At 69.4% G+C, this 19,962-nt stretch carries 16 protein-coding genes; 11 read left to right on the top strand and 5 right to left on the bottom strand.

Annotation, left to right across the window (positions count from 1 at the left end; all coding sequences use genetic code 11):
• The first annotated feature begins 26 nt into the window (after nucleotides 1-26).
• Both MCHLDSM_RS33010 and MCHLDSM_RS33005 read left to right on the top strand, forming a co-directional pair.
• Nucleotides 27-779 carry an SDR family oxidoreductase gene (locus MCHLDSM_RS33010; protein WP_234714266.1) on the top strand — a complete coding sequence of 251 codons (753 nt, stop codon included), beginning with the start codon at nucleotides 27-29 and terminating at the stop codon, nucleotides 777-779.
• Between the two features lie 10 nt (nucleotides 780-789).
• Nucleotides 790-1,152 carry an FKBP-type peptidyl-prolyl cis-trans isomerase gene (locus MCHLDSM_RS33005; RefSeq protein WP_048419756.1) on the top strand — a complete coding sequence of 121 codons (363 nt, stop codon included), beginning with the start codon at nucleotides 790-792 and terminating at the stop codon, nucleotides 1,150-1,152.
• 73 nt (nucleotides 1,153-1,225) lie between these two features.
• Here the strand turns inward: MCHLDSM_RS33005 and MCHLDSM_RS33000 are convergent, their stop codons facing one another.
• From MCHLDSM_RS33000 to MCHLDSM_RS32990, 3 genes are read right to left on the bottom strand one after another with little or no spacing between them, the layout of a single operon-like run.
• Nucleotides 1,226-2,569, bottom strand: a complete 1,344-nt coding sequence (locus MCHLDSM_RS33000) for a sensor histidine kinase (RefSeq protein ID WP_048473892.1) — start codon at nucleotides 2,567-2,569, stop codon at nucleotides 1,226-1,228.
• A gap of 33 nt (nucleotides 2,570-2,602) precedes the next feature.
• Entirely contained in the window at nucleotides 2,603-3,313 is a 711-nt protein-coding gene (gene prrA / locus MCHLDSM_RS32995) for a two-component system response regulator PrrA (protein ID WP_197044655.1), read from the bottom strand.
• 40 nt (nucleotides 3,314-3,353) lie between these two features.
• A complete protein-coding gene (locus MCHLDSM_RS32990) occupies nucleotides 3,354-4,121 on the bottom strand; it encodes a potassium channel family protein (RefSeq protein WP_048474186.1) in 768 nt (255 codons plus the stop codon).
• A gap of 90 nt (nucleotides 4,122-4,211) precedes the next feature.
• Between MCHLDSM_RS32990 and MCHLDSM_RS32985 the strand changes: the two genes are divergently transcribed.
• From MCHLDSM_RS32985 to MCHLDSM_RS32955, 7 genes are read left to right on the top strand one after another with little or no spacing between them, the layout of a single operon-like run.
• Entirely contained in the window at nucleotides 4,212-6,185 is a 1,974-nt protein-coding gene (locus MCHLDSM_RS32985; protein ID WP_048473891.1) for an ABC transporter ATP-binding protein, read from the top strand.
• Nucleotides 6,178-8,073: an ABC transporter ATP-binding protein gene (locus tag MCHLDSM_RS32980; RefSeq protein ID WP_048473890.1), complete on the top strand. Its 1,896-nt coding sequence runs from the start codon at nucleotides 6,178-6,180 to the stop codon at nucleotides 8,071-8,073. The genes MCHLDSM_RS32985 and MCHLDSM_RS32980 overlap by 8 nt, the downstream gene beginning before the upstream one ends.
• Nucleotides 8,070-9,890, top strand: coding sequence for an ABC transporter ATP-binding protein (locus tag MCHLDSM_RS32975; RefSeq protein WP_063840663.1), 1,821 nt, complete (start codon nucleotides 8,070-8,072; stop codon nucleotides 9,888-9,890). Before MCHLDSM_RS32980 ends, MCHLDSM_RS32975 begins: the two co-directional genes overlap by 4 nt.
• Before the next feature lie 34 nt (nucleotides 9,891-9,924).
• On the top strand, nucleotides 9,925-10,890 hold the full coding sequence (locus tag MCHLDSM_RS32970) for a LysR family transcriptional regulator (RefSeq protein WP_048473888.1): 966 nt from the start codon (nucleotides 9,925-9,927) through the stop codon (nucleotides 10,888-10,890).
• A 58-nt stretch (nucleotides 10,891-10,948) separates the two neighbouring features.
• Nucleotides 10,949-12,307, top strand: a complete 1,359-nt coding sequence (gene hisD, locus MCHLDSM_RS32965) for a histidinol dehydrogenase (RefSeq protein WP_048473887.1) — start codon at nucleotides 10,949-10,951, stop codon at nucleotides 12,305-12,307.
• A 26-nt stretch (nucleotides 12,308-12,333) separates the two neighbouring features.
• Nucleotides 12,334-13,185, top strand: a complete 852-nt coding sequence (locus MCHLDSM_RS32960; RefSeq protein ID WP_234714265.1) for a nitrilase-related carbon-nitrogen hydrolase — start codon at nucleotides 12,334-12,336, stop codon at nucleotides 13,183-13,185.
• A complete protein-coding gene (locus MCHLDSM_RS32955) occupies nucleotides 13,175-14,632 on the top strand; it encodes a purine-cytosine permease family protein (protein WP_048473885.1) in 1,458 nt (485 codons plus the stop codon). Before MCHLDSM_RS32960 ends, MCHLDSM_RS32955 begins: the two co-directional genes overlap by 11 nt.
• On the opposite strand, the gene MCHLDSM_RS32950 is transcribed toward MCHLDSM_RS32955, so the two are convergent.
• Complete coding sequence (locus tag MCHLDSM_RS32950; protein WP_048473884.1) at nucleotides 14,629-15,471, bottom strand: LuxR C-terminal-related transcriptional regulator; 843 nt, start codon at nucleotides 15,469-15,471, stop codon at nucleotides 14,629-14,631. The genes MCHLDSM_RS32955 and MCHLDSM_RS32950 overlap by 4 nt on opposite strands.
• 59 nt (nucleotides 15,472-15,530) lie before the next feature.
• Between MCHLDSM_RS32950 and MCHLDSM_RS32945 the strand changes: the two genes are divergently transcribed.
• Both MCHLDSM_RS32945 and MCHLDSM_RS32940 read left to right on the top strand, forming a co-directional pair.
• Nucleotides 15,531-17,225 (top strand): AMP-binding protein, encoded by a 1,695-nt coding sequence (locus MCHLDSM_RS32945; protein WP_048473883.1) that lies wholly within the window; start codon nucleotides 15,531-15,533, stop codon nucleotides 17,223-17,225.
• Nucleotides 17,222-18,859, top strand: a complete 1,638-nt coding sequence (locus tag MCHLDSM_RS32940) for an AMP-binding protein (protein ID WP_201780413.1) — start codon at nucleotides 17,222-17,224, stop codon at nucleotides 18,857-18,859. The genes MCHLDSM_RS32945 and MCHLDSM_RS32940 overlap by 4 nt, the downstream gene beginning before the upstream one ends.
• Here MCHLDSM_RS32940 and MCHLDSM_RS32935 read toward each other — a convergent pair.
• Complete coding sequence (locus MCHLDSM_RS32935; protein ID WP_048473882.1) at nucleotides 18,856-19,959, bottom strand: epoxide hydrolase family protein; 1,104 nt, start codon at nucleotides 19,957-19,959, stop codon at nucleotides 18,856-18,858. The two genes, MCHLDSM_RS32940 and MCHLDSM_RS32935, sit on opposite strands and share 4 nt — an antisense overlap.
• Nucleotides 19,960-19,962 lie beyond the last annotated feature (3 nt).

Raw genomic sequence — 19,962 nt, 5'->3', positions numbered from 1 at the left:
GCCCCCCGGCGGGATCTAATGATCGGGTGACTGTGCGTAGTGCCCTGGTGACCGGGGCGTCCGGAGGCATCGGCGTGGCGATCGCGGCGGCTCTGCGGGAGGAAGGCTTCGCGGTGACGATGGTGGGCCGCGACCCCGCCAAGCTCGAGGCCGCGGCGGCGACGGTCGCCGCGGCGAAGGGCCCCGCCGTGCGCACGCTCGCCGGGTCGGTGGCCGAGGAGGCGTTCCTCGACGAGGTCGTCGCGTTCCACGCCGCCGAACACGGGTCGTTGGACCTGCTGGTCAACAATGCCGGTATCGCCGGCAACCGGCAGGTCGGCGACATCACCGCCGACTTCCTCGACGCTCAGCTGGCGGTCAACATCCGCGCCGTCGTGCTACTGACCGCCAAGTGTCAGCCGCTGCTCGAAGAGGCTGTCCGCCAACGTGGTCGGGCGCAGATCGTCAACACGGCATCGAACGCCGGTAAGCGCGGCGAGGCCACGCTGTCGTCGTACTCGGCGACCAAGGCCGCCGTGGTGGGGTTCACCGAAGCGCTGCACGACGAGCTCTCGACGTCGGGCATCAAGGCCACCGCGATCTGTCCGGGCCTGGTGGACACCCCGATGGCCGACAGCTACCGGGACGCGATCGCAGCGTCGACGATGATCACCCCGCGCGATGTGGCGGAGGTGGTGCGGATGACGACTCGGCTGTCGGCGGCCTGCATCGTGCCCGAGGTGGTGCTGCTGCGCCCGACCGAGTGGTTGCAGCCCGAGGAGGTCCGGTCGGCGGTCTAGGGTGGCCGTCATGGCTACCAAACCCGAGATCGACTTCCCCGAAGGCCCGCCGCCCACCGAGCTGGTGATCGAAGACCTCGTCGTGGGCGACGGTCCGGAGGCGGTGCCGGGCGCCAACGTGGAGGTGCACTACCTCGGCGTCGAGTTCGACACCGGGGAGGAGTTCGACAGCTCCTGGAACCGCGGTGAGTCCATCGAGTTCCCGCTGCGCGGACTCATCCAGGGCTGGCAGGACGGCATCCCCGGCATGAAGGTCGGTGGCCGTCGCAAGCTCACCATCCCGCCGGAGCAGGCCTACGGTCCCGCCGGCGGCGGGCACCGGCTGTCGGGCAAGACGCTGATCTTCGTCATCGACCTTCTGGGCACCCGCTGACCCGCCGCCGAAACTGTATTCCGCGCGGCCAGAACGCCAGAAACGGCGCGTGGAATGCAGTTTCGGCGGAGAACTAGCGCGGGCCGGGCAGGCGAAGCAGCAGCCGCGCCCCGCCGAGGGGACTCGCCTCCAATGATGCGGTGCCGCCGTGCAATTCGGCCTGCTGCGCCACCAGGGCCAGCCCCAACCCCGAGCCCGAGTGCGACGCCGTGGAGCCGCGGGAGAACCGCTCGAACACGACCCGGCGCTCCTCCTCGGGCACCCCGACGCCGTCGTCGTCGATCGCGATCTCGACCCCGGCGCGCGAACTGACCGCCGAGAGCTGCACGCGGGTGGCGCCGCCGTGCTTGACCGCGTTGGCGATCGCGTTGTCGACCGCCAGGCGCAGGCCGGCGGGCAGCCCGACGATGATCACCGTCGGCGCCGGCACCAGGGACACCTCGAGGTCGGGGTAGACGCGCATCGCGTCATGGGCGGCCCGGTCGAGCAGCTCGGTGATGTCGACGGGCACGTGGTCGTCCTCGGTGGACAGTTCCCCCTGAGCGAGCCGCTCCAGCGCGCCGAGTGTCGCCTCGATGCGGGTCTGGGTGCGGATCACATCGCCGACGACCTCCTTGCGCTGCTCCTCGCCGAGGTCCAGCGTCGCGAGCACCTCGAGGTTGGTGCGCATCGCGGTGAGCGGGGTGCGCAGCTCGTGCGCCGACACCGACGCGAAGTCGCGCGCCGACGCCAGCGCCGCTTTGGTCCGGCCCTGCTCCTCCCAGACGCGCCCGACGAGGCCCTTGATCGCGTCGGCGATCTCGACGGCCTCGGTGGCGCCGCGGATGTCGATGTCGGGGGCCTCGTCGCCGGCGTCGATCTGGCGGGTCTGTTGGGCCAGCCTTTTGAACGGGCGCACCGCGAACGCCGCGAGCAGCCAGCCGCCGAACGTGGCCGCACCCACCGCCAGCGTGCAGATGATCAGCACCCGCCGGTGCAGGTTGTTGGTGTCGGTGATCGTCGCGTCGTAGGTGGCGCCGACTGCGACGGACATCGGCTCCGGGGTGGACAGCAGCACGGTGCGCACCCGGTAGCGCACCCCGTCGACGTAGGTGTCGGCGTAGCCGGGCTCCAGCTCGGGCAGCACGACCTTGCTGTTGGACGTCACCTGGCCGTCGCCGCGGCGCACGGTGATCACGGCGTCCTGGTCGTTGGGCGACGGCGGGATCTCGTCGAGGCCGCGCGGCAGGAACGGGATCGCGAATCCGGCCGCCTCGTCGAGACGGCGGTCGAGGCGTTCCTTGCGATCCTGGGTGATGCCGACCCACACGACGGTGCCGACGATGCCGACGACGATCGCCGCGGCGATGGCGGTGGCGAACGCGACCCGCGTGCGCAGCGACGGTGTGCGCCGGAAGATGCGGGACAGGGCGATCACGCTACTGCCGCCGGTTCTTCGCGCAAGCGCTCATCACTGCTGTCGCAGGACGAATCCGACGCCGCGGACCGTGTGCAGCAGGCGCGGCGCGCCATTGGCCTCCAGCTTGCGCCGCAGATAGCCGATGAAGACGTCGACGACGTTGGTGTCGGCGGCGAAGTCGTAGCCCCACACCAGCTCGAGCAGCTGCGCGCGGGACAGCACCGCGGTCTTGTGTTCGGCGAGCACCGCCAGCAGATCGAACTCGCGCTTGGTCAGGTCGACGTCGACGCCGTCGACGCGGGCGCGCCGGCCAGGGATGTCGACCTCGAGCGGGCCGACGGTGATGGTCTCCGACGAGAACGTCGCCGTCGATCCGCGCCGCCGCAGCAGCGCCTTCACCCGGGCCACCAGCTCGGCCAGCACGAACGGCTTGACCAGGTAGTCGTCCGCGCCGGCCTCCAGCCCCGCGACGCGGTCGTCGACCGACGACCGCGCCGACAGCACACAGACCGGAACGTCGTTGTCCATCGCGCGCAGCGCGGTCACCACGGACACGCCGTCGAGCACCGGCATGTTGATGTCGAGCACGATCGCATCGGGGCGCGTCTCGGTGGCGCTGCGCAGGGCCTCGGCGCCGTCGACGGCGGTGAACACGTCGAAACCGGACAGCCGCAGGCCGCGCTCGAGGGAGGCGAGCACGTCGGGATCGTCGTCGACCACGAGCACCCGGGGCGAGCCCACTGCACTGTCCATGCCCGCAATCTTGCCTGATGCGGGCCTCGAGCTGGGGGACCCTGGCCCGTTACCCGTCCAGCCCGTCGCGGGGCCGGGAGCTGCCGCCGAGGCGCCGTACCTCGGCCCGCAGCTCCTGGATCTCGGTCACCAGGACGTCGATGTGCTCGGTGGTCACGACGCGCGCCGCGGTGTCCTCGTCGGCCACGCGCTGCACGATCCACGAGGCGAGCGTCGCGGTGATCGAGCCCAGCAGGCTGATGCCGCCGATCATCAGCAGCACGGCGATCACCCGCCCGGTGGGGCTCACCGGCGTCAGGTCGCCGTAGCCGACCGTGGTGATCGTCGTCATCGCCCACCACAACGCCTCGCCGAAGTGGGTGATCTGGGCGCCGGGGTAGCCGCGCTCGTTCTGCAGGACGGCGAGCGACGCGACGTAGACCAGCAGCACCGCGCCGCCGACCGTGTACATCACCACGCGACCGCGGATGGCGTGCCCGACGGCGCGGTTGAGCACCGTGATCAACGTGACCAGGCGCAACAGCCGCAGGTGCCGCAGCACGGGCAGGGCGACGATCGCCAGATCGAACAGGTGACGGGAGAACCACCGCCACCGCTGCTCGGCGAGACAGAGCCGGACGGCGTAGTCGACGACGAACATCAACCATGACGCGATGCTGACGATTCGGACCGCGACGGCGGCCGCACCGGCGGGCGTGGCGAGGACCTCGACGCTGTAGGCGGCGAGGAACAGCACGGCCGCGAGCGCCAGCGGCCACTCGGCGCGCCGCTCCCAGGCCTGCAGTTTCGTCTCCACCGCCGGGCCGGGCGTGGTCATCACGGTCACCTCGGGCACGGGTCTGAACCCTATCCCGGCCGCCTGGGAAGTCTTCGACCTCACCCATTGTTGAGGTTCTACGGTGATGAGATGAGCTTGGAAACGGTTGCCCGGCAGTCGCTGTACCGGCAGACGCATGCCCGGGGCGGTGATCTGCGGTCGCTGGCGGACCGTCGGCTCTTGGCGCGGATCTGGCGATTCGCCGGCCGGCACCACCGCATGCTGTGGGTGTTCCTCCTGGTCAGCGTCCTGAGCGCGGTGCTGACGGTGGCGACGCCGCTGCTGGCCGGCCGCGTGGTCGACGAGATCACCGGTGGCGGCACCGTGGGCGTGGTCGCGCTGCTGGCGGCGGTGATCGCCGCGGTGGCGCTCGCCGAGGCGGCGATGTCTTTGCTGACGCGGTGGCTGTCGTCGACGATCGGCGAGGGCCTGATCCTGGATCTGCGCACGGCGGTGTTCGACCACGTGCAGCGGATGCCGGTGGCGTTCTTCACCAGGACCCGCACCGGCGCGCTGGTGAGCCGCCTGGGCAACGACGTGATGGGCGCCCAGCGGGCGTTCTCCGACACGCTCTCGGGGGTCGTCTCCAACATCGTCACGCTGACGCTGACGCTCGCGGTGATGATCAGCATCTCCTGGCAGGTGACGCTGGTGTCGCTGGTGTTGATGCCGCTGTTCCTCCTGCCGGCCCGGCGCATCGGCTCGGCGATGGCGACGCTGTCTCGCGAGGCCGCCGCCCACAACGCCACGATGAACACGCAGATGACCGAGCGGTTCTCCGCGCCCGGCGCCACGCTGGTCAAACTGTTCGGGGACACCGACGTCGAATCCCGCGAGTTCGCCGTGCGGGCGGGCCGGGTGCGCGACATCGGGGTGCGCACCGCGATGCTGCAGGCGACGTTCATGAACTCGCTGACGTTGATGTCGGCGCTTGCGCTCGCGCTGGTCTACGGGCTCGGCGGCGCCCTGGCCCTGGGCGGTCAGATGCAGGCCGGCGCGATCGTGTCGCTGGCGCTGCTGCTGACCCGGCTGTACGCGCCGCTGACCGCGCTCGCCAATGCCCGCGTCGAGATCGCCACGGCGCTCGTCAGTTTCGAGCGTGTCTTCGAGGTGCTCGACCTGGTTCCGCTGATCCGCGAACGGCCCGGCGCCGTCGCGATCCCCGACGGCCCGGTCACCGTGGAGTTCGACGACGTCCACTTCTCCTACCCGGCCGCCGACAAGGTCTCGCTGGCCTCGCTGGAGGAGGTCACCGAACTGGACGACCGCGGCGGCGACGAAGTGCTGCACGGCATCTCGTTCACCGCGCACCCCGGCCAGATGGTGGCCCTGGTGGGGTCGTCAGGCGCCGGGAAGTCGACGACGGCGTCGTTGCTGGCGCGGCTCTACGACGTCGATTCCGGCGCGATCCGGTTGGGCGGCGCCGACGTGCGCGACGCGACGTTCCCGTCGCTGAAGGACACCGTCGGCATGGTCACCCAGGACGGGCACCTGTTCCACGAATCGATCCGGGCCAACCTCGCGCTCGCAGCCCCGGAGGCGACCGACGCCGAGATCTGGGAGGCGCTGCGGCGCGCCCGGCTCGACGAGGTCGTCGCCGACATGCCCGACGGGCTCGACACCGTGGTCGGCGAGCGCGGATACCGGCTGTCCGGCGGGCAGCGTCAGCGGCTGACCATCGCGCGCCTGCTGCTGGCCGCGCCCCGCGTCGTCGTGCTCGACGAGGCCACGGCGTCGCTGGACTCGGAGTCGGAGGCCAAGGTGCAGCAGGCGCTGGCCGAAGCGCTGGCCGGCCGCACGTCGCTGGTGATCGCGCACCGGCTCTCGACCATCCGGGCCGCCGATCTGATCCTGGTCGTCGAGGACGGCCGCATCGTGGAGCGCGGCACGCACACCGAACTGCTGGGCCGCGGCGGCCGCTACGCCGAGCTGTACCGCACCCAGTTCGGGTCCGAGCGCCGCACCTGCGGCACGACCGGTCCGCACGCGCACCTGCCCTGCACCGCACATTCGGTAGACGAGTTAACCACTTGCCCGCAGTGGGAAGATGTTCTGAGTGGCTGAATTCGGAGACAACGCATTGCGCGCAGCGCCCGCGATCGCGCCGCCGCCCCGACGGGTGAGGCCGAGCTCGGACCTGTGGCGGATGCTGCCCTACCTGCTGCCGTACCGCGGCAGGTGGATCCTGATGTTCACCGTCGCCTTCGCCAGCCTCGCCGCCACTGTCGCGATCCCGCTGATGACCAAGGCCGTCATCGACGGGCCGGTGCGCCATCAGGACCAGCAGGGGCTGTGGACGCTGGGCGCGGCGGCGATGGGCGTCGGCATCGCCGAGGCCGTGCTGTGGTTCATCCGGCGATGGCTGGTGGCCCGCGCGACCATGGGTGTCGAGGCCGACATCCGCAAAGACCTCTACGCGCGGCTGCAGATTTTGCCGATGTCGTTTCACGGCCGCTGGCAGTCGGGCCAGTTGCTGTCGCGAATCATGAACGACCTCAGCACGATTCGACGTTTCATGTCGTTCGGCCTGACGTTCCTGATCCTCAACGTCCTGCAGATCACCGTCGTCACCGCGATCCTGCTGGCGATGTACTGGCCGCTGGGCGTGGTGGTGCTGGTGTCGATCATCCCGATCACGCTCACCGTGCTGCACTTCCAGCAGGAGTACACCCGGCTGTCGCGACAGGCGCAGGACCAGGCCGGCCACGTCGCCACCCACGTCGAGGAGGCCGCGCTCGGGCTGCGGGTGGTCAAGTCGTTCGGCCGCGAGGACTACGTCTACGACCGGTTCGACGAGCAGCTCACCGATCTCTACGACACCCAGGTGAAGCGGGTGACGGTGTCGGCGAAATTCTGGACGCTGCTGGAGATCATCCCGAACCTGACACTGATCCTCGTGCTCGGCTTCGGGGCGTACGCCGCCGGGCACGGCTACGTGACGATGGGGACGCTGGTCGCGTTCATCACGATGATGCTGTCGCTGGTCTGGCCGATCGCGTCGCTGGGCTTCCTGCTGTCGATGACCCAGGAGTCGTTCACCGCCGCCAACCGCATCGCCGAGATCTTCGACGCACCACGCGACATCACCGACGGTCCGCGCGAGCAGAGTCCGCGCGGTGGCCGCCTCGAACTCGTCGACGTCGGCTTCCGGTTCCCGGACTCCGAGGACTGGTCGCTGCGTCACGTCACCGTGACCGTCGAGCCGGGGGAGACGCTCGCGCTCGTGGGTGCGACGGGCTCGGGCAAGTCGGTGCTGGTGGGTCTGCTGTCCCGGTTGTACGACGTGACCGAGGGCGAGATCCGCATCGACGCGCAGGACATCCGCGAGCTCAGCCTCGACGCGCTGCGGCAGGCGGTCGCGACGGCGTTCGAGGATCCGACGCTGTTCTCGATGTCAGTGGCCGAGAACCTGCGCCTCGGCAAACCGGACGCCTCCGAGGAGGAGCTGCGTCAGGCCGTCGAGGTGGCCGCCGCGCAGTTCGTCTACGACCTGCCCTACGGCCTGGACACCCGCATCGGCGAGCAGGGCATGAGCCTGTCCGGCGGTCAGCGGCAACGTCTTTCGCTGGCCCGGGCGATCCTGGCCGGCCCGCGCATCCTGGTACTCGACGACACCCTGTCGGCGCTCGACGTCCACACCGAGGCGGTCGTCGAGGAAGCGCTGCGTCGTGTCCTGCACGCGGTCACCGGCGTGGTGGTGGCCCACCGCGCGTCGACCGTGCTGCTCGCCGACCGGGTCGCGCTGCTGCAGAACGGCACCATCACCCACGTCGGGACCCACGCCGAACTGCTGGCCGGGGTGCCCGAGTACCGCTATCTGCTGGCCGCCGACGACGAACTCGACGACGGCTGCGAGCGCGAGACCGATTGGGCGGGTGAGCCCTTGCCGCTGCCCGACGACGAGGATCGCCGCCCGACGCTGGAGCGCGAGATCCTGGAGCGACGGCCGTGAGCGTGGCACCGGACTGGCGCGGCCGGTTCGATGAACACGACGATCTGCCGATCGACGAATCGGTGCCGCGGCGCCGCGAGGCGCGGGCCCTGCTCGGCTCATTGCTGCGCCCGTACCGCTGGACGGTGCTGGCGCTGGCGATCGTCGTGGTGGTGGAAAACGTTGCGCGGCTGTCCGTTCCGCTGCTGGTGCAGAAGGGCATCGACAACGGGATCCCCCCGTTGCTCGACGGTGGTTCGGCGCGCACCCTGATGGTGATCGTCGGGGTGCTGTGCGGCGTGGTGCTCGTGCAGGCCAGCGCCCGAATGTTCTTCCTGCGCCGGTCGGGCCGCATCGGCCAGCGGGTGCTGCGCGAACTGCGCAGGCGGGTGTTCCGGCATTTCGGCCGTCTCGACATCGCTTTCCACGACCGCTACACCTCGGGCCGCGTGGTGAGCCGATCCACCAACGACGTCGAAGCGATCCAGGACATGCTGGAGACCGGTTTCGACTCTCTGATCACCGCGGTGCTCACGCTGTTCGGCACCTCGGTGCTGCTGATCACGCTCGACGCGAAACTCGGGCTGATGTGTCTGGCGGCGTTCCCCGTCCTGGTGGCGCTGGTGGCGTGGTTCCACCGCGAGTCGTCGCGGATCTACCGCGAGGTGCGCGAGATCTCCGCGCTGGTGATCGTCCAGTTCGTCGAGACCATGACGGGCATCAAGGCGGTGCAGGCCTACCGCCGCGAGCCGCGCAACCAGCAGATCTTCGAAGACATCGCCGACCGGTACCGGGTGATCAACGAGAAGACCTTCAAACTGCTGGCGATCTTCATGCCGGGGGTGAAGTTCGTCGGCAACATCACCACCGGCATGGTGCTGCTCTACGGCGGATACCGGGTGCTGCACGGGCAGATGACCATCGGCACGCTCGCCGCGTTCCTGTTGTACCTGCGGATGTTCTTCGAACCGATGCAGGAGATCTCCCAGTTCTTCAACACCTTCCAGTCGGCGTCGTCGGCGCTGGAGAAGTTGGCCGGGGTGCTCGCCGAGAAACCGGGGATCGCCGATCCGGCCGAGCCGGTCGAACTCGACTCGGTGCGTGGGGAGATCGCCTTCCGCGACGTCCGCTTCGAATACGTCCCCAACCGGCCGGTGCTGCCGGATCTCGACCTGGTGGTGCCTGCGGGTCAGACCGTCGCGCTGGTGGGAACCACCGGCGCGGGCAAGACCACGATCGCCAAACTGGTCACCCGGTTCTACGACCCGGGCGCGGGCAGCGTCTCCCTCGACGGGGTGGACCTGCGCGACCTCAGGCAGGCCGATCTGCGCCGTCACGTCGTGATGGTCACGCAGGAGAACTTCATGTTCGGCGGCACGGTCGCCGACAACATCCGCTTCGGGCGCCCCGGCGCCACCGACGAGGAGGTACAGGCGGCCGCCCGGGCCGTCGGCGCGGACGGGTTCATCGATGCGCTGCCCGAGGGCTATGACACCGATGTCGCCAAGCGCGGCGACCGGCTGTCGGCGGGGCAGCGGCAGCTGGTCGCGTTCGCCCGGGCGTTCCTGGCCGACCCCGCGGTGCTGATCCTCGACGAGGCCACGTCGTCGCTCGACATCCCGAGCGAGCGGATGGTGCAGCGGGCGCTGGAGACGGTGCTCGCCGAGCGGACCGCGATCGTGATCGCGCACCGGCTCTCGACGGTGCAGATCGCCGACCGGGTGCTGGTGCTCGAGCATGGCCGCATCGTCGAGGACGGCTCGCCGGAGGAGCTGACGGCGCGCGCCGACGGTCATTACGCCGCGCTGCACCGGTCGTGGGTGCAGTCCCTGGCCTGACATCAGGCTCGCCCGGCCATAGGGTTGTCCCGGGATGACTCTCAATCAGCTCAGGGCTTTCCTGGAGGCGGAGCGGCTCGGCTCGTTCACCGCGGCGGCCGACGAGCTCGCCATCGCGCAGGCCTCGGTGTCGGAGCTGGTGCGTCGGCTCGAGGACGAACTCGACACCCAGCTCTTCGTGCGGGGGAGCCGCCGGCTCACGCTCACCGCGGCCGGGCAGGAGCTGCTGCCCTACGCCCAGCAGGTGGTGCAGGCCGTCGACGGCGGTGTGCACGCCGTGCGTGCCCTCGGTTCCCTGGGCGGTGGCACCGCCACCTTCGGCATGCCGCGCAATGCGGACTACTACCTGCTGTCCAGCCTGGTCCAGACCTTCCACAAGCGATATCCCGCGGTACGGGTGCGCCTGGTCGGTCAGAACTCGGCGGAGACCGCGGCCGCGATCCAGGCCGGCGAGATCGAGGCGGGCATCCTGATCCTGCCGATCGACGACGAGGAGCTCACGGTGCGCCCGCTGCTGCGCGACGAGGTGTTCTACGTCAGCGCCGACGCCTCCCACACCGCCGCGCCGGTGACCATCGAGCAGTTCGCCGCCGCCGATCTCGTCCTCTACGACGCGCACTACGGCTGGAAGGACCCCACCCGTCGCCAACTGGCGGAGCGGGCCCAGTTGGCCGGGCTGCGCGTGGAGCCGTTGATCGAGATCGAACACGTCGAGTCGGCGCTGCGACTCGTGGCGGCCGGGATCGGGGACACGATCGCCAGCGGCGCGGTGATCGACAGCGACGCCTTCCCGCCGGGTCTGCACACCGTCCCGTTCGCCGAGCCGTTGTTCGACATCATCGCGCTGGCCCGGCACCGGGTCCGTCCGCTGTCCAATGCCACCCGCGAGTTCGCGCGCCTCGCCGAGGACACGATCCGCGACCTGCCTGTCGTCGAGTCGGGCGACCGCTCGTCGGTGCCGCTGATCGCCCCGCGGAGAAGCCACAGGAAAACCCTGTAGGAAGCGCAGGAAGTGTCCCTCTAGTCCTGTGCGCAAAATCGACCTAGCGTCATCGGTCATGCAGATCACCACCGAGGAAGCCCGCGCTCTGGGTCCGTTCACCTGGCTCAAGAAACCCGCGGTCGACGGCCCGCCGGCCCAGCGCGATCCGAAGGTCGTCGAGCGCGTCTCGCAGATGCTCGCCGACATCGAGCGCACCGGACTGGACGCGGTCTGCCGGTACTCCCGCGATCTCGACGGGTACACCGGGGCCCTCGAAGTGAGCGACGACGAGCTGCGCAAGTCGGGCGACGCCCTGCCGGCCGACGTCCGCGAGGCACTGGAACTCGGCTACGAGCGCACCAACCGGTTCGCATCGGCGCAACGGCAGCACCTCAGCGACTTCGAGATCGAGCTGGCACCCGGCGTGACCGGTGGCGTGCAGTACATCCCCATCGCGCGGGTGGGGGCGTACCTGCCCGCCGGCCGCTTCCCCCTGTTGGCGAGCGCTTTCATGACGGTGGGTGTGGCCAAGGCCGCCGGCGTGCCGACGGTGCTGGCGTGCACGCCGCCGTCCGGTGAACACGGAGTGCACCCCGCCGTCCTCTACGGCGCGTATCTGTCCCGCGTGGACCGCATGTTCGCCGTCGGCGGCGTTCAGGCCCTGGGCGCGATGGCGTTCGGGCTGCTGGGCGACGCGCCGGTCGACATGCTCGTGGGCGCGGGCAACGCGTTCGTGACCGAGGCCAAGCGGCAGCTGTTCGGCCGGGTGGGCATCGATCTGCTGGCCGGCCCCTCGGAGGTGGCGGTGCTCGCCGACGAGACCGCCGATCCCGAGTGGGTCGCTGCGGATCTCCTCGGCCAGGCCGAGCACGGGCCGAACTCGCCGGCGGCGTTGATCACCACGTCGGAGACGTTGGGGCGCAACGTGATCGATGCCATCGAGCGGCAGCTGCAGACGTTGACCACCCGGGAGATCGCCGGCGCCGCGTGGCGTGACTACGGCTCGGTCATCCTGGCCGTCGACCGCGCGCAGGCGGCGGCGATCAGCGACGTCCTGGGTCCCGAGCATCTCGAGGTGCAGACCTCCGACGACGACTTCTTCCACAAGGAGCTGCGCAACTACGGATCGCTGTTCCTCGGTCCCTGGAGCACGGTCGCCTACTCCGACAAGGGCATTGCGGGCACCAACCACGTGCTGCCGACCGGGAAGACATCGCGGTACAACGCCGGGCTGTCGGTATCGCGGTTCCTCAAGCCGCTGACCTACCAGCGCGCCGGCCGGGACGCCACCGCGCAGCTGGCACCGGCCGTGGAACGCATCTCCGCGTTCGAGGGCCTCGCCGCCCACGAAGCCACCGCCACCCTCCGGATCGAGGAAATTGGCCGCCACTCGGGCGTTTTCGACGGCACCCCCGCGGTCGAGCGCGGGCGGTGAGCTGACCGATGGGTGGGCGGATACGGGTGAGCGCGGTACCCGTCGACGTGACGGTCGGCGACGTCGAGCGCAATCTGGGCGCGATCCGCGATGCCCTCGGGCAGGGCGCGCGCAGCGGTCCGCACCTGATGGTGCTGCCCGAGTTGGCCACCAGCGGATACGTTTTCGCGGATCGGAGTGAGGCGTGGTCGTGCGCGCTGCGCGCCGAGGACGAGCTTCTGAAGTCGCTGGCGTCCGAACTGCCCTCCGAGACCGTGGTGGTACTCGGCTTCTGTGAACGCGACGGGGACGCGCTGTTCAACTCCGCGCTCGTCCTCGGCGCCGAAGGGGTCCTCGGCTGTTACCGCAAGTCGCATCTGTGGGGGACCGAGCACCGGATCTTCGACACGGGGCCGCACGCGGGCATGGTCGTCGACACCCCGATCTGCCGCCTCGGCGTGGCGATTTGTTACGACAACGAATTCCCGGAATTGCCAAGACGACTCGCGCTGAGCGGCGCGGAAATCCTGGCCCTGCCCGTCAACTGGCCGCTGGTCGACCGGCCGTCGGGTGAGCATGCGCCCGAGATCGTCCAGGCCATGGCGGCCGCGCGTTCGTCACGGCTGCCCACCGTCATCGCCGACCGGCACGGCAGTGAACGCGGGGTGGAGTGGACCGGCGGGACGTGCGTCATCTCGCCCGACGGGTGGGTGTGCGCCACGCCGGCCACCGCGAACACCGCGGCGTCCACCGAGCTCGACCTGACCCTCGACAAATCGATCGGGGAGTTCAACGACCTGTTCGCCGATCGCCGGCCCGAACTGTACGGGGACATCGCGGTACCCCGGATCCCTGTCCGCTCGACCTCCCGATCCGAAGCGAGGACCCATGTCCAGTGACTCGTCTGCCATCGAATCCAAATCCATCGACTGGGTGCCGCTCCAGGACCGTCGCGGAAAACCGTCGACCCTGTTCCCGCTCTGGTTCATGTCCAACGCGAACCTCACCACGCTGGCCACCGGCATGGTGGGCGCAGCGCTGGGGGCGTCATTCCTCACGTCGCTGGTGGCGATCATCCTGGGTGCGGCCGTCGGCACCGTCTTCACGGCGTTCCATTCCGCGCAGGGCCCACAGTTGGGGCTGCCGCAGATGATCCAGTCGCGTGCCCAATTCGGTTATCGCGGAGTGGTGGTGATCTGCGCGGTCGTCATCTTCAGCATCGTCGGCTTCAACGTGTTCAACCAGATCCTCGCGGCCGACGTGCTGACGCTGACGACCGGAGCGGACGTCCGCGATCTGTGGTTCGTGTGCATCACCGCACTCGCGTTGGCGCTGGCGATCTACGGCTACCACTGGATCCACCGCGTGCAGACCTGGCTGACGTGGTTGTTCCTCGCGACGTTCGGGGTCTTCACCGTCGTCGCGCTGATCGTCTCCGATCTGCCCGCCGGGCAGTTCGGCTTCGGCGGGTTCAGTTGGGCGGCGTTCCTGGTCCAGTTCGCCGCGGCCGCCGCATACGCCCTCGGCTGGGCGCCCTACGTGTCGGACTACTCCCGCTATCTGCCCCCGCAGACCAGCCCGCGAAAGGCCCTGTTCCACACCTACACCGGGGTGTTCGTCGGCGCCGCCTGGCTGATGGTGCTCGGCGCGTTCGTCGCCGCGCTGTTCGCCGACCTCTCCCCGCTGGAAGCCGTCCGACAGACCGCCGACGGCATCCTGCCCGGCTCGGGTCTGTGGCTTCTCGCCGCCGCGCTTCCCGGGCTGATCACCGTCATCACGGTGAACATCTACGCCGCGTCGATCGAGCTGATCACCGTGGTCGACTCGTTCCGCGCGGTGCAGCCCACCCGCCGGCTGCGCGTCATCTCCTGCACCGTGATCGCGCTGTGCGGCCTGCTCGGCGCCGTGCTGTCCAGTGGCGAGTTCCTCGCGAACTTCGGCAGCTTCCTGGTCGTGCTGCTCTACCTGCTGGTGCCGTGGACGTCGGTCAACCTGGTCGACTACTACTTCGTCCGCCGCGGCCGGTATGCCGTGCGCGAGATCTTCGTGCCGCGCGGCGGCGTGTACGGGACCTGGGGCTGGCGCGGACTGGCGGCCTACACCATCGGCATCGTCGCGATGATTCCCTTCGTCGTCACCGTCTGGTACACCGGACCGATCGCCGCGGCGATGAACGACGTCGACATCGCGCTGTTCGTCGGTCTGGCCGCCTCGGCGATCGCCTACATAGTGATGGCACGCTCCCTCGATCTGGCCGCCGAGCACGCCAAAGCCGAAGCGGACGCCCGCGAGCACGGCGTCGAGGCGGTGACGTTCGCGGGGCGTGTCGCGCCGATCGAAACCTAGGGGATGAGCCCGGCACGCCGCGCCTTGGAGACCGACTCGTGCCGGGTGTGCGCGCCCAGTTTCGCCGCGGCGCTGCGCAGGTAGCTCTTCACGGTCTCGGGTTTCAGCGAGAGTCGTTGGGCGGCCTCGCTGTTGGTACACCCCAAGGCGACCTGCGCCAACACGTCGAGTTCTCGAGGCGACAGCGGCGCGGCGCCGGGCGGTGCGGTGGCGAGCGCTCCGACAAGCCGGTCGGCCAGTTCGCGCAGCCGATTCTGCAGAGGCAGCGGAGAGGATGCGGCCAGGCCGCGCAGTTCGGCGTGCACCTCGCGGATACGTTCGGTGCCGGCGCCCGCCGCGCCGGCGAGTTGGGTTTCGCGCAGCCGCAGCCTGCGGTCCACCTCGTCGCGGATGCGCAGCTCCTCGGCCAGCGAATGCGCCGAAGAGACCAGCAGGTCGGCGGCTCTGCCGCCGAACGGCGACCCGGATCGGTGCGCGGCATAGAGCATCGCCCTGGTTTGCCCGTCGACCAACACCGGCACCGCGAGCACCGATCTGATGCCCTCCGAGAGCACCGGTGCGTCGTAGTCGTGCGTGATCGTCGCGGCATTGCGATAGTCGGCCACCGACATCGGACGGCCTGCCACCATGCTGGCCCCGCCCAGACCGGACTTCGATTGCACGGCAAGACCCCGCAGATTACTGGTCCTGGTGCCGACGAACTCGCTGAGCAGCAGCGTCTCGCGGTGCACCTCCCCGGCGAACAGCACCGGCGCCGCGCCCTCGGCCGCCATCCGGCGCAGCGCGCCGCGCAAGGCGTCGGTGTCGCGAGGGCGCAGCAGCGCCGACGGATCGGGCATCGGTCGTACCCTCTTTCGGGGGTGGCGGACGGGCGGGTGTGACCTGGATCCTATTGGTCATGACGACGAACACGGAGCGCTACCGCGAGGCGCGGGACCACCTGGTCGAGGTGATCGGCGACTACGACAAGGCCGTCGAGACGTTCGAGTGGCCGCGGCTGACCGGACGGTTCAACTGGGCGACCGACTGGTTCGACGTGGTCGCCGCGGACCGGCCCGACGACGTCGCGCTGTGGATCGTCGAGCAGGACGGCCGCGAGGTGAAGGCGACCTTCGGACAGATGGCGGCCCGGTCGGATCAGGTCGCGACCTGGTTGCGCGGCCTCGGCGTCGGGAAGGGCGACCGGGTCATCCTGATGCTCGGCAACCAGGTCGAGCTGTGGGAGTCGATGCTGGCCGTGGCCAAACTCGGTGCGGTGATCATGCCGACGACCGCGGCCCTGGGTCCCGACGACGTCGCCGACCGGCTGCGGCGCGGGCGCGCCGGGTTCGTCATCGCCAACGCGTCGGACGCGGCGAAGTTCACCGGTGTCGAGGAAACCTTCACCGGGGTCGCTGTGGGCGGAAAGGCGCCGGGCTGGCACAGCTACGCCGACGCGGGAGATGTCGCGCCGGCCGGGCCGTTCGATCCCGGCACGGCGCCCACGGACCCGCTACTGATCTACTTCACCTCCGGCACCACCAGCAAGCCCAAGCTCGTGGAGCACTCGCAGATCAGCTATCCGGTGGGCCACCTGTCGACGATGGCGTGGCTGGGAGTGCGACCGGGCGACGTGCACCTGGCGATCAGTTCACCGGGCTGGGCCAAGCACGCGTGGAGCTGCTTCTTCGCGCCGTGGATCGCCGAGGCGACGATCTTCGTCTACAACTACGCCCGCTTCGACGCGGCTGCCCTGCTCGAGCAACTGCACCGCGGTGAGGTCAGCACCTTCTGTGCACCACCGACCGTGTGGCGCATGCTGATTCAGGCCGACCTCGGCGAACGGCCACCGCATCTGCGGGAGGTCCTGGGCGCCGGCGAGCCGCTGAACCCGGACGTCATCGCACAGGTCGAGCGCGCCTGGGGGCTGACGATCCGCGACGGGTTCGGTCAGACCGAGACGACGCTGGCCGTCGGCAACACCCCGGGCCAGCCCGTGAAGTCCGGGTCGATGGGCCGGCCGATGCCCGGCGTCCCGGTCGTGCTCGTCGACCCGCTCACCGGCGAGCGGGCCGAGGAGGGCGAGATCTGCCTGGACCTGAACGCGACCCCGCTGAACCTGATGACGGGCTACCTCGACGACGAGAAGCGCAACGCGCTGGTGATGCGGGACGGCCTGTACCACACCGGGGACGTGGCCACCCGCGACGACGACGGCTACATCACCTACGTCGGGCGCACCGATGACGTGTTCAAGTCCTCCGACTACAAGGTGTCGCCGTTCGAGTTGGAGAGCGTGCTGATCGAACACCCGGCCGTCGTCGAAGCCGCGGTGGTGCCCGCCCCCGACGACACCCGGCTGGCCGTTCCGAAGGCCTACATCGCCCTCGCTGAGGGCTGGACCGCCGACGCCGAAACAGCAAGGCAGATCCTGCAGTACAGCCGCGACCATCTGGCGCCGTACCTGAAGGTCCGCCGTGTCGAATTCGCCGACCTGCCCAAGACGATCTCGGGCAAGATCCGCCGGGTCGATCTGCGCCGCCGCGAGCAGGACGCGCACAGCGCCGGCACGCCGATCGACACGGAGTTCCGCTACGAGGACCTGGTGAGGTGAGCACCGTGACCGAGTTGTCCTACGACGCCGGACCCACCGACGCGCCGATCCTGGAGGAGACGATCGGCGCGAACTTCGAACGTATCGCCGCCACGTTCGCCGACACCGACGCGCTGGTCGACGTCCCCACCGGACGGTCCTGGACCTACGCCGAACTCGACGCCGAGATCAATGTCGTGGCACGGGGTTTGATGGCCCGCGGTATCGCACCGGGGGACCGGGTCGGGATCTGGGCGCCCAACAGTGCGGAGTGGGTGATCGTTCAGTTCGCCACCGCGAAGATCGGCGCCATCCTGGTCAACGTCAATCCGGCGTACCGCACCCACGAGCTCGCCTATGTGCTCGAGCAGTCGGGGCTGCGCACGCTGTTCGGCGCGACGTCGTTTCGGTCCTCGGATTACGTCGCGATGGTCGCCGAGGTCCGTCCGCAGATGCCGACGCTGGAGGATGTGATCTTCTTCGGCACCGAGGACTGGGTCCGTCTGCGCGAGGACGCCGACCCGGTGGGTGCCGACGACCTGGCGCACAGGCTCGCCGGGCTGTCCCACCACGATCCGATCAACATCCAGTACACCTCGGGTACAACGGGTTTCCCCAAAGGTGCGACGTTGTCGCACCGCAACATCCTCAACAACGGCTACTTCGTCACCGAGCTGATCCGGCTCGGCGCCGGCGATCGGTTGTGCATCCCGGTGCCGTTCTACCACTGCTTCGGCATGGTGATGGGGAACCTGGGCTGCACGACGCACGGCGCCACCATCGTCATCCCCGCCGCCGGTTTCGATCCGGCGGCCACCCTGCGCGCGATCGCCTCCGAGCGGTGCACCGGCGTGTACGGGGTGCCGACCATGTTCATCGCGATGCAGCACCATGCCGACTTCGCCACGACGGATCTGTCGTCGCTGCGTACGGGCATCATGGCGGGCGCCGTGTGTCCGGTCGAGGTGATGAAGCGCTGCGTCGAGGACATGAACATGTCCGAGGTCGCCATCGCCTACGGGATGACCGAGACGTCACCGGTGTCGTGTCAGACTCTCATCGACGACGACCTCGACCGGCGCACGTCGTCCATCGGTCGGGCCCACCCGCACGTCGAGATCAAGATCGTCGACCCCGACACGGGGGAGACGGTGCCGCGCGGGGAGCCGGGCGAATTCTGCACCCGCGGTTACTCGCTGATGCTCGGCTACTGGCGCGACGACGAGAAGACCAGAGAGGCCATCGATCCCGACGGCTGGATGCACACCGGTGACCTGGCGATCATGCGGGAGGACGGCTACTGCAACGTCGTCGGCCGCATCAAGGACATGGTGATCCGCGGCGGTGAGAACATCTACCCGCGGGAGATCGAGGAGTTCCTGCACACCCATCCCGACGTCGAGGACGCCCAGGTGATCGGGGTGCCGGACGCGACGTACGGCGAGGAGATCTGCGCCTGGATCCGGATGAAGCCGGGCAGGGAGGCACTCGACGCGGCCGCGCTGCGCGAGTACGCCTCGAACAGGCTGGCGCACTACAAGATTCCCCGGTACGTGCACGTCGTCGACGAGTTCCCGATGACCGTGACCGGCAAAGTGCGCAAGGTCGACATGCGCAAGGACAGCATCGAACTGCTGGGCCTGGACCCGTCTTAACGGAACTCGGCGAAGAAGGCGCTGACGTCCTCGACAAAGAGCCCGGGCTGCTCGAAGGCGGCGAAGTGCCCGCCGCACGGCATGTCCGTCCACCGAGTGATGTTGTAATGCGGTTCGCACCAGGTGCGCCGGGGCGGCACGATCTCCTTCGGGAACGCCGCGATGCCCGTGGGCAGCGTCACCGGCGCACCGTCGCGAAAGCTGCCGAAGCTCTCCCAGTACAACCGCGCCGACGAGGCCGCCGAGTTCGTCAGCCAGTAGAGCATCACGTTGCCGAGCATTTCGTCGCGAGTGAGGACGTTCTCGGGGTGGCCGCCGCTGTCGGTCCAGGCCCAGAACTTCTCGACGATCCACGCCATCTGCCCCACGGGGGAGTCCGCCAGCCCGTAGCCGAGGGTCTGCGGTCGCGTGGCCTGCTGACCGGAATAGCCTGTGCCCCAACGCCGATGCTCATCGCGGCGCTGCAGTGCGACTGTTTCTTCGGGTGTGGGGTCTGCGAGGTTGCGGGGCGGACCCGCCGTCGGCATGTTCAGGTGGATGGCCACGCAGCCGCCTTGATGGCGGCCGATCTGCGTCGTCACCGCCCCACCCCAGTCGCCGCCCTGCGCGCCGTAGCGTTCGTAGCCCAGGCGGGTCATCAGCTCGTTCCACGCCAGGGCGATCCGCTCGACCCCCCAGCCGGTCGCGGACGGCTTCCCCGAGAAGCCGTACCCGGGCAGTGACGGGCAGACGACGTCGTACCCGGCGTCGGCGAGCGGTCTGATCACCTTGTGGAATTCGAGCACCGAGCCGGGCCAACCGTGGGTGATCAGCAGTGGGAACGCGTCGGTGCGGCCGCTGCGGACGTGAAGGAAGTGAATGGGCAACCCGTCGAACTCGGTCACGAACTGGTCGAATCCGTTGAGCTCGGCTTCGGTTGCGCGCCAGTCATAGTCCTTGGCCCAGTAGTCGGCCAGTTCGCGCGTGTAGGCCAGTGGGATGCCCTGGCTCCAGTCGTCGACGCATTCGGGCTCCGGCCACCGGGTGCGGCGCAGGCGATCGGCGAGATCGTCGAGGTCGGTATCGGGCACGGCGATGCGGAACGGCGTGATCTCGGCCATGGC

Origin of the sequence: Mycolicibacterium chlorophenolicum, assembly GCF_001044235.1 — a bacterium.
Lineage (GTDB): Bacteria > Actinomycetota > Actinomycetes > Mycobacteriales > Mycobacteriaceae > Mycobacterium > Mycobacterium chlorophenolicum.
This window is presented reverse-complemented; position numbering and strand designations above follow the sequence as displayed.

Coding starts and splice junctions, on each gene's coding strand:
- MCHLDSM_RS33005 (WP_048419756.1), top strand. CDS start 790: ATGGCTACCAAACCCGAGATCGACTTCCCCGAAGGCCCGCCGCCCACC.
- MCHLDSM_RS32990 (WP_048474186.1), bottom strand. CDS start 4,121: ATGACCACGCCCGGCCCGGCGGTGGAGACGAAACTGCAGGCCTGGGAG.
- MCHLDSM_RS32985 (WP_048473891.1), top strand. CDS start 4,212: ATGAGCTTGGAAACGGTTGCCCGGCAGTCGCTGTACCGGCAGACGCAT.
- MCHLDSM_RS32970 (WP_048473888.1), top strand. CDS start 9,925: ATGACTCTCAATCAGCTCAGGGCTTTCCTGGAGGCGGAGCGGCTCGGC.
- hisD (WP_048473887.1), top strand. CDS start 10,949: ATGCAGATCACCACCGAGGAAGCCCGCGCTCTGGGTCCGTTCACCTGG.
- MCHLDSM_RS32955 (WP_048473885.1), top strand. CDS start 13,175: ATGTCCAGTGACTCGTCTGCCATCGAATCCAAATCCATCGACTGGGTG.
- MCHLDSM_RS32950 (WP_048473884.1), bottom strand. CDS start 15,471: ATGCCCGATCCGTCGGCGCTGCTGCGCCCTCGCGACACCGACGCCTTG.
- MCHLDSM_RS32945 (WP_048473883.1), top strand. CDS start 15,531: ATGACGACGAACACGGAGCGCTACCGCGAGGCGCGGGACCACCTGGTC.
- MCHLDSM_RS32935 (WP_048473882.1), bottom strand. CDS start 19,959: ATGGCCGAGATCACGCCGTTCCGCATCGCCGTGCCCGATACCGACCTC.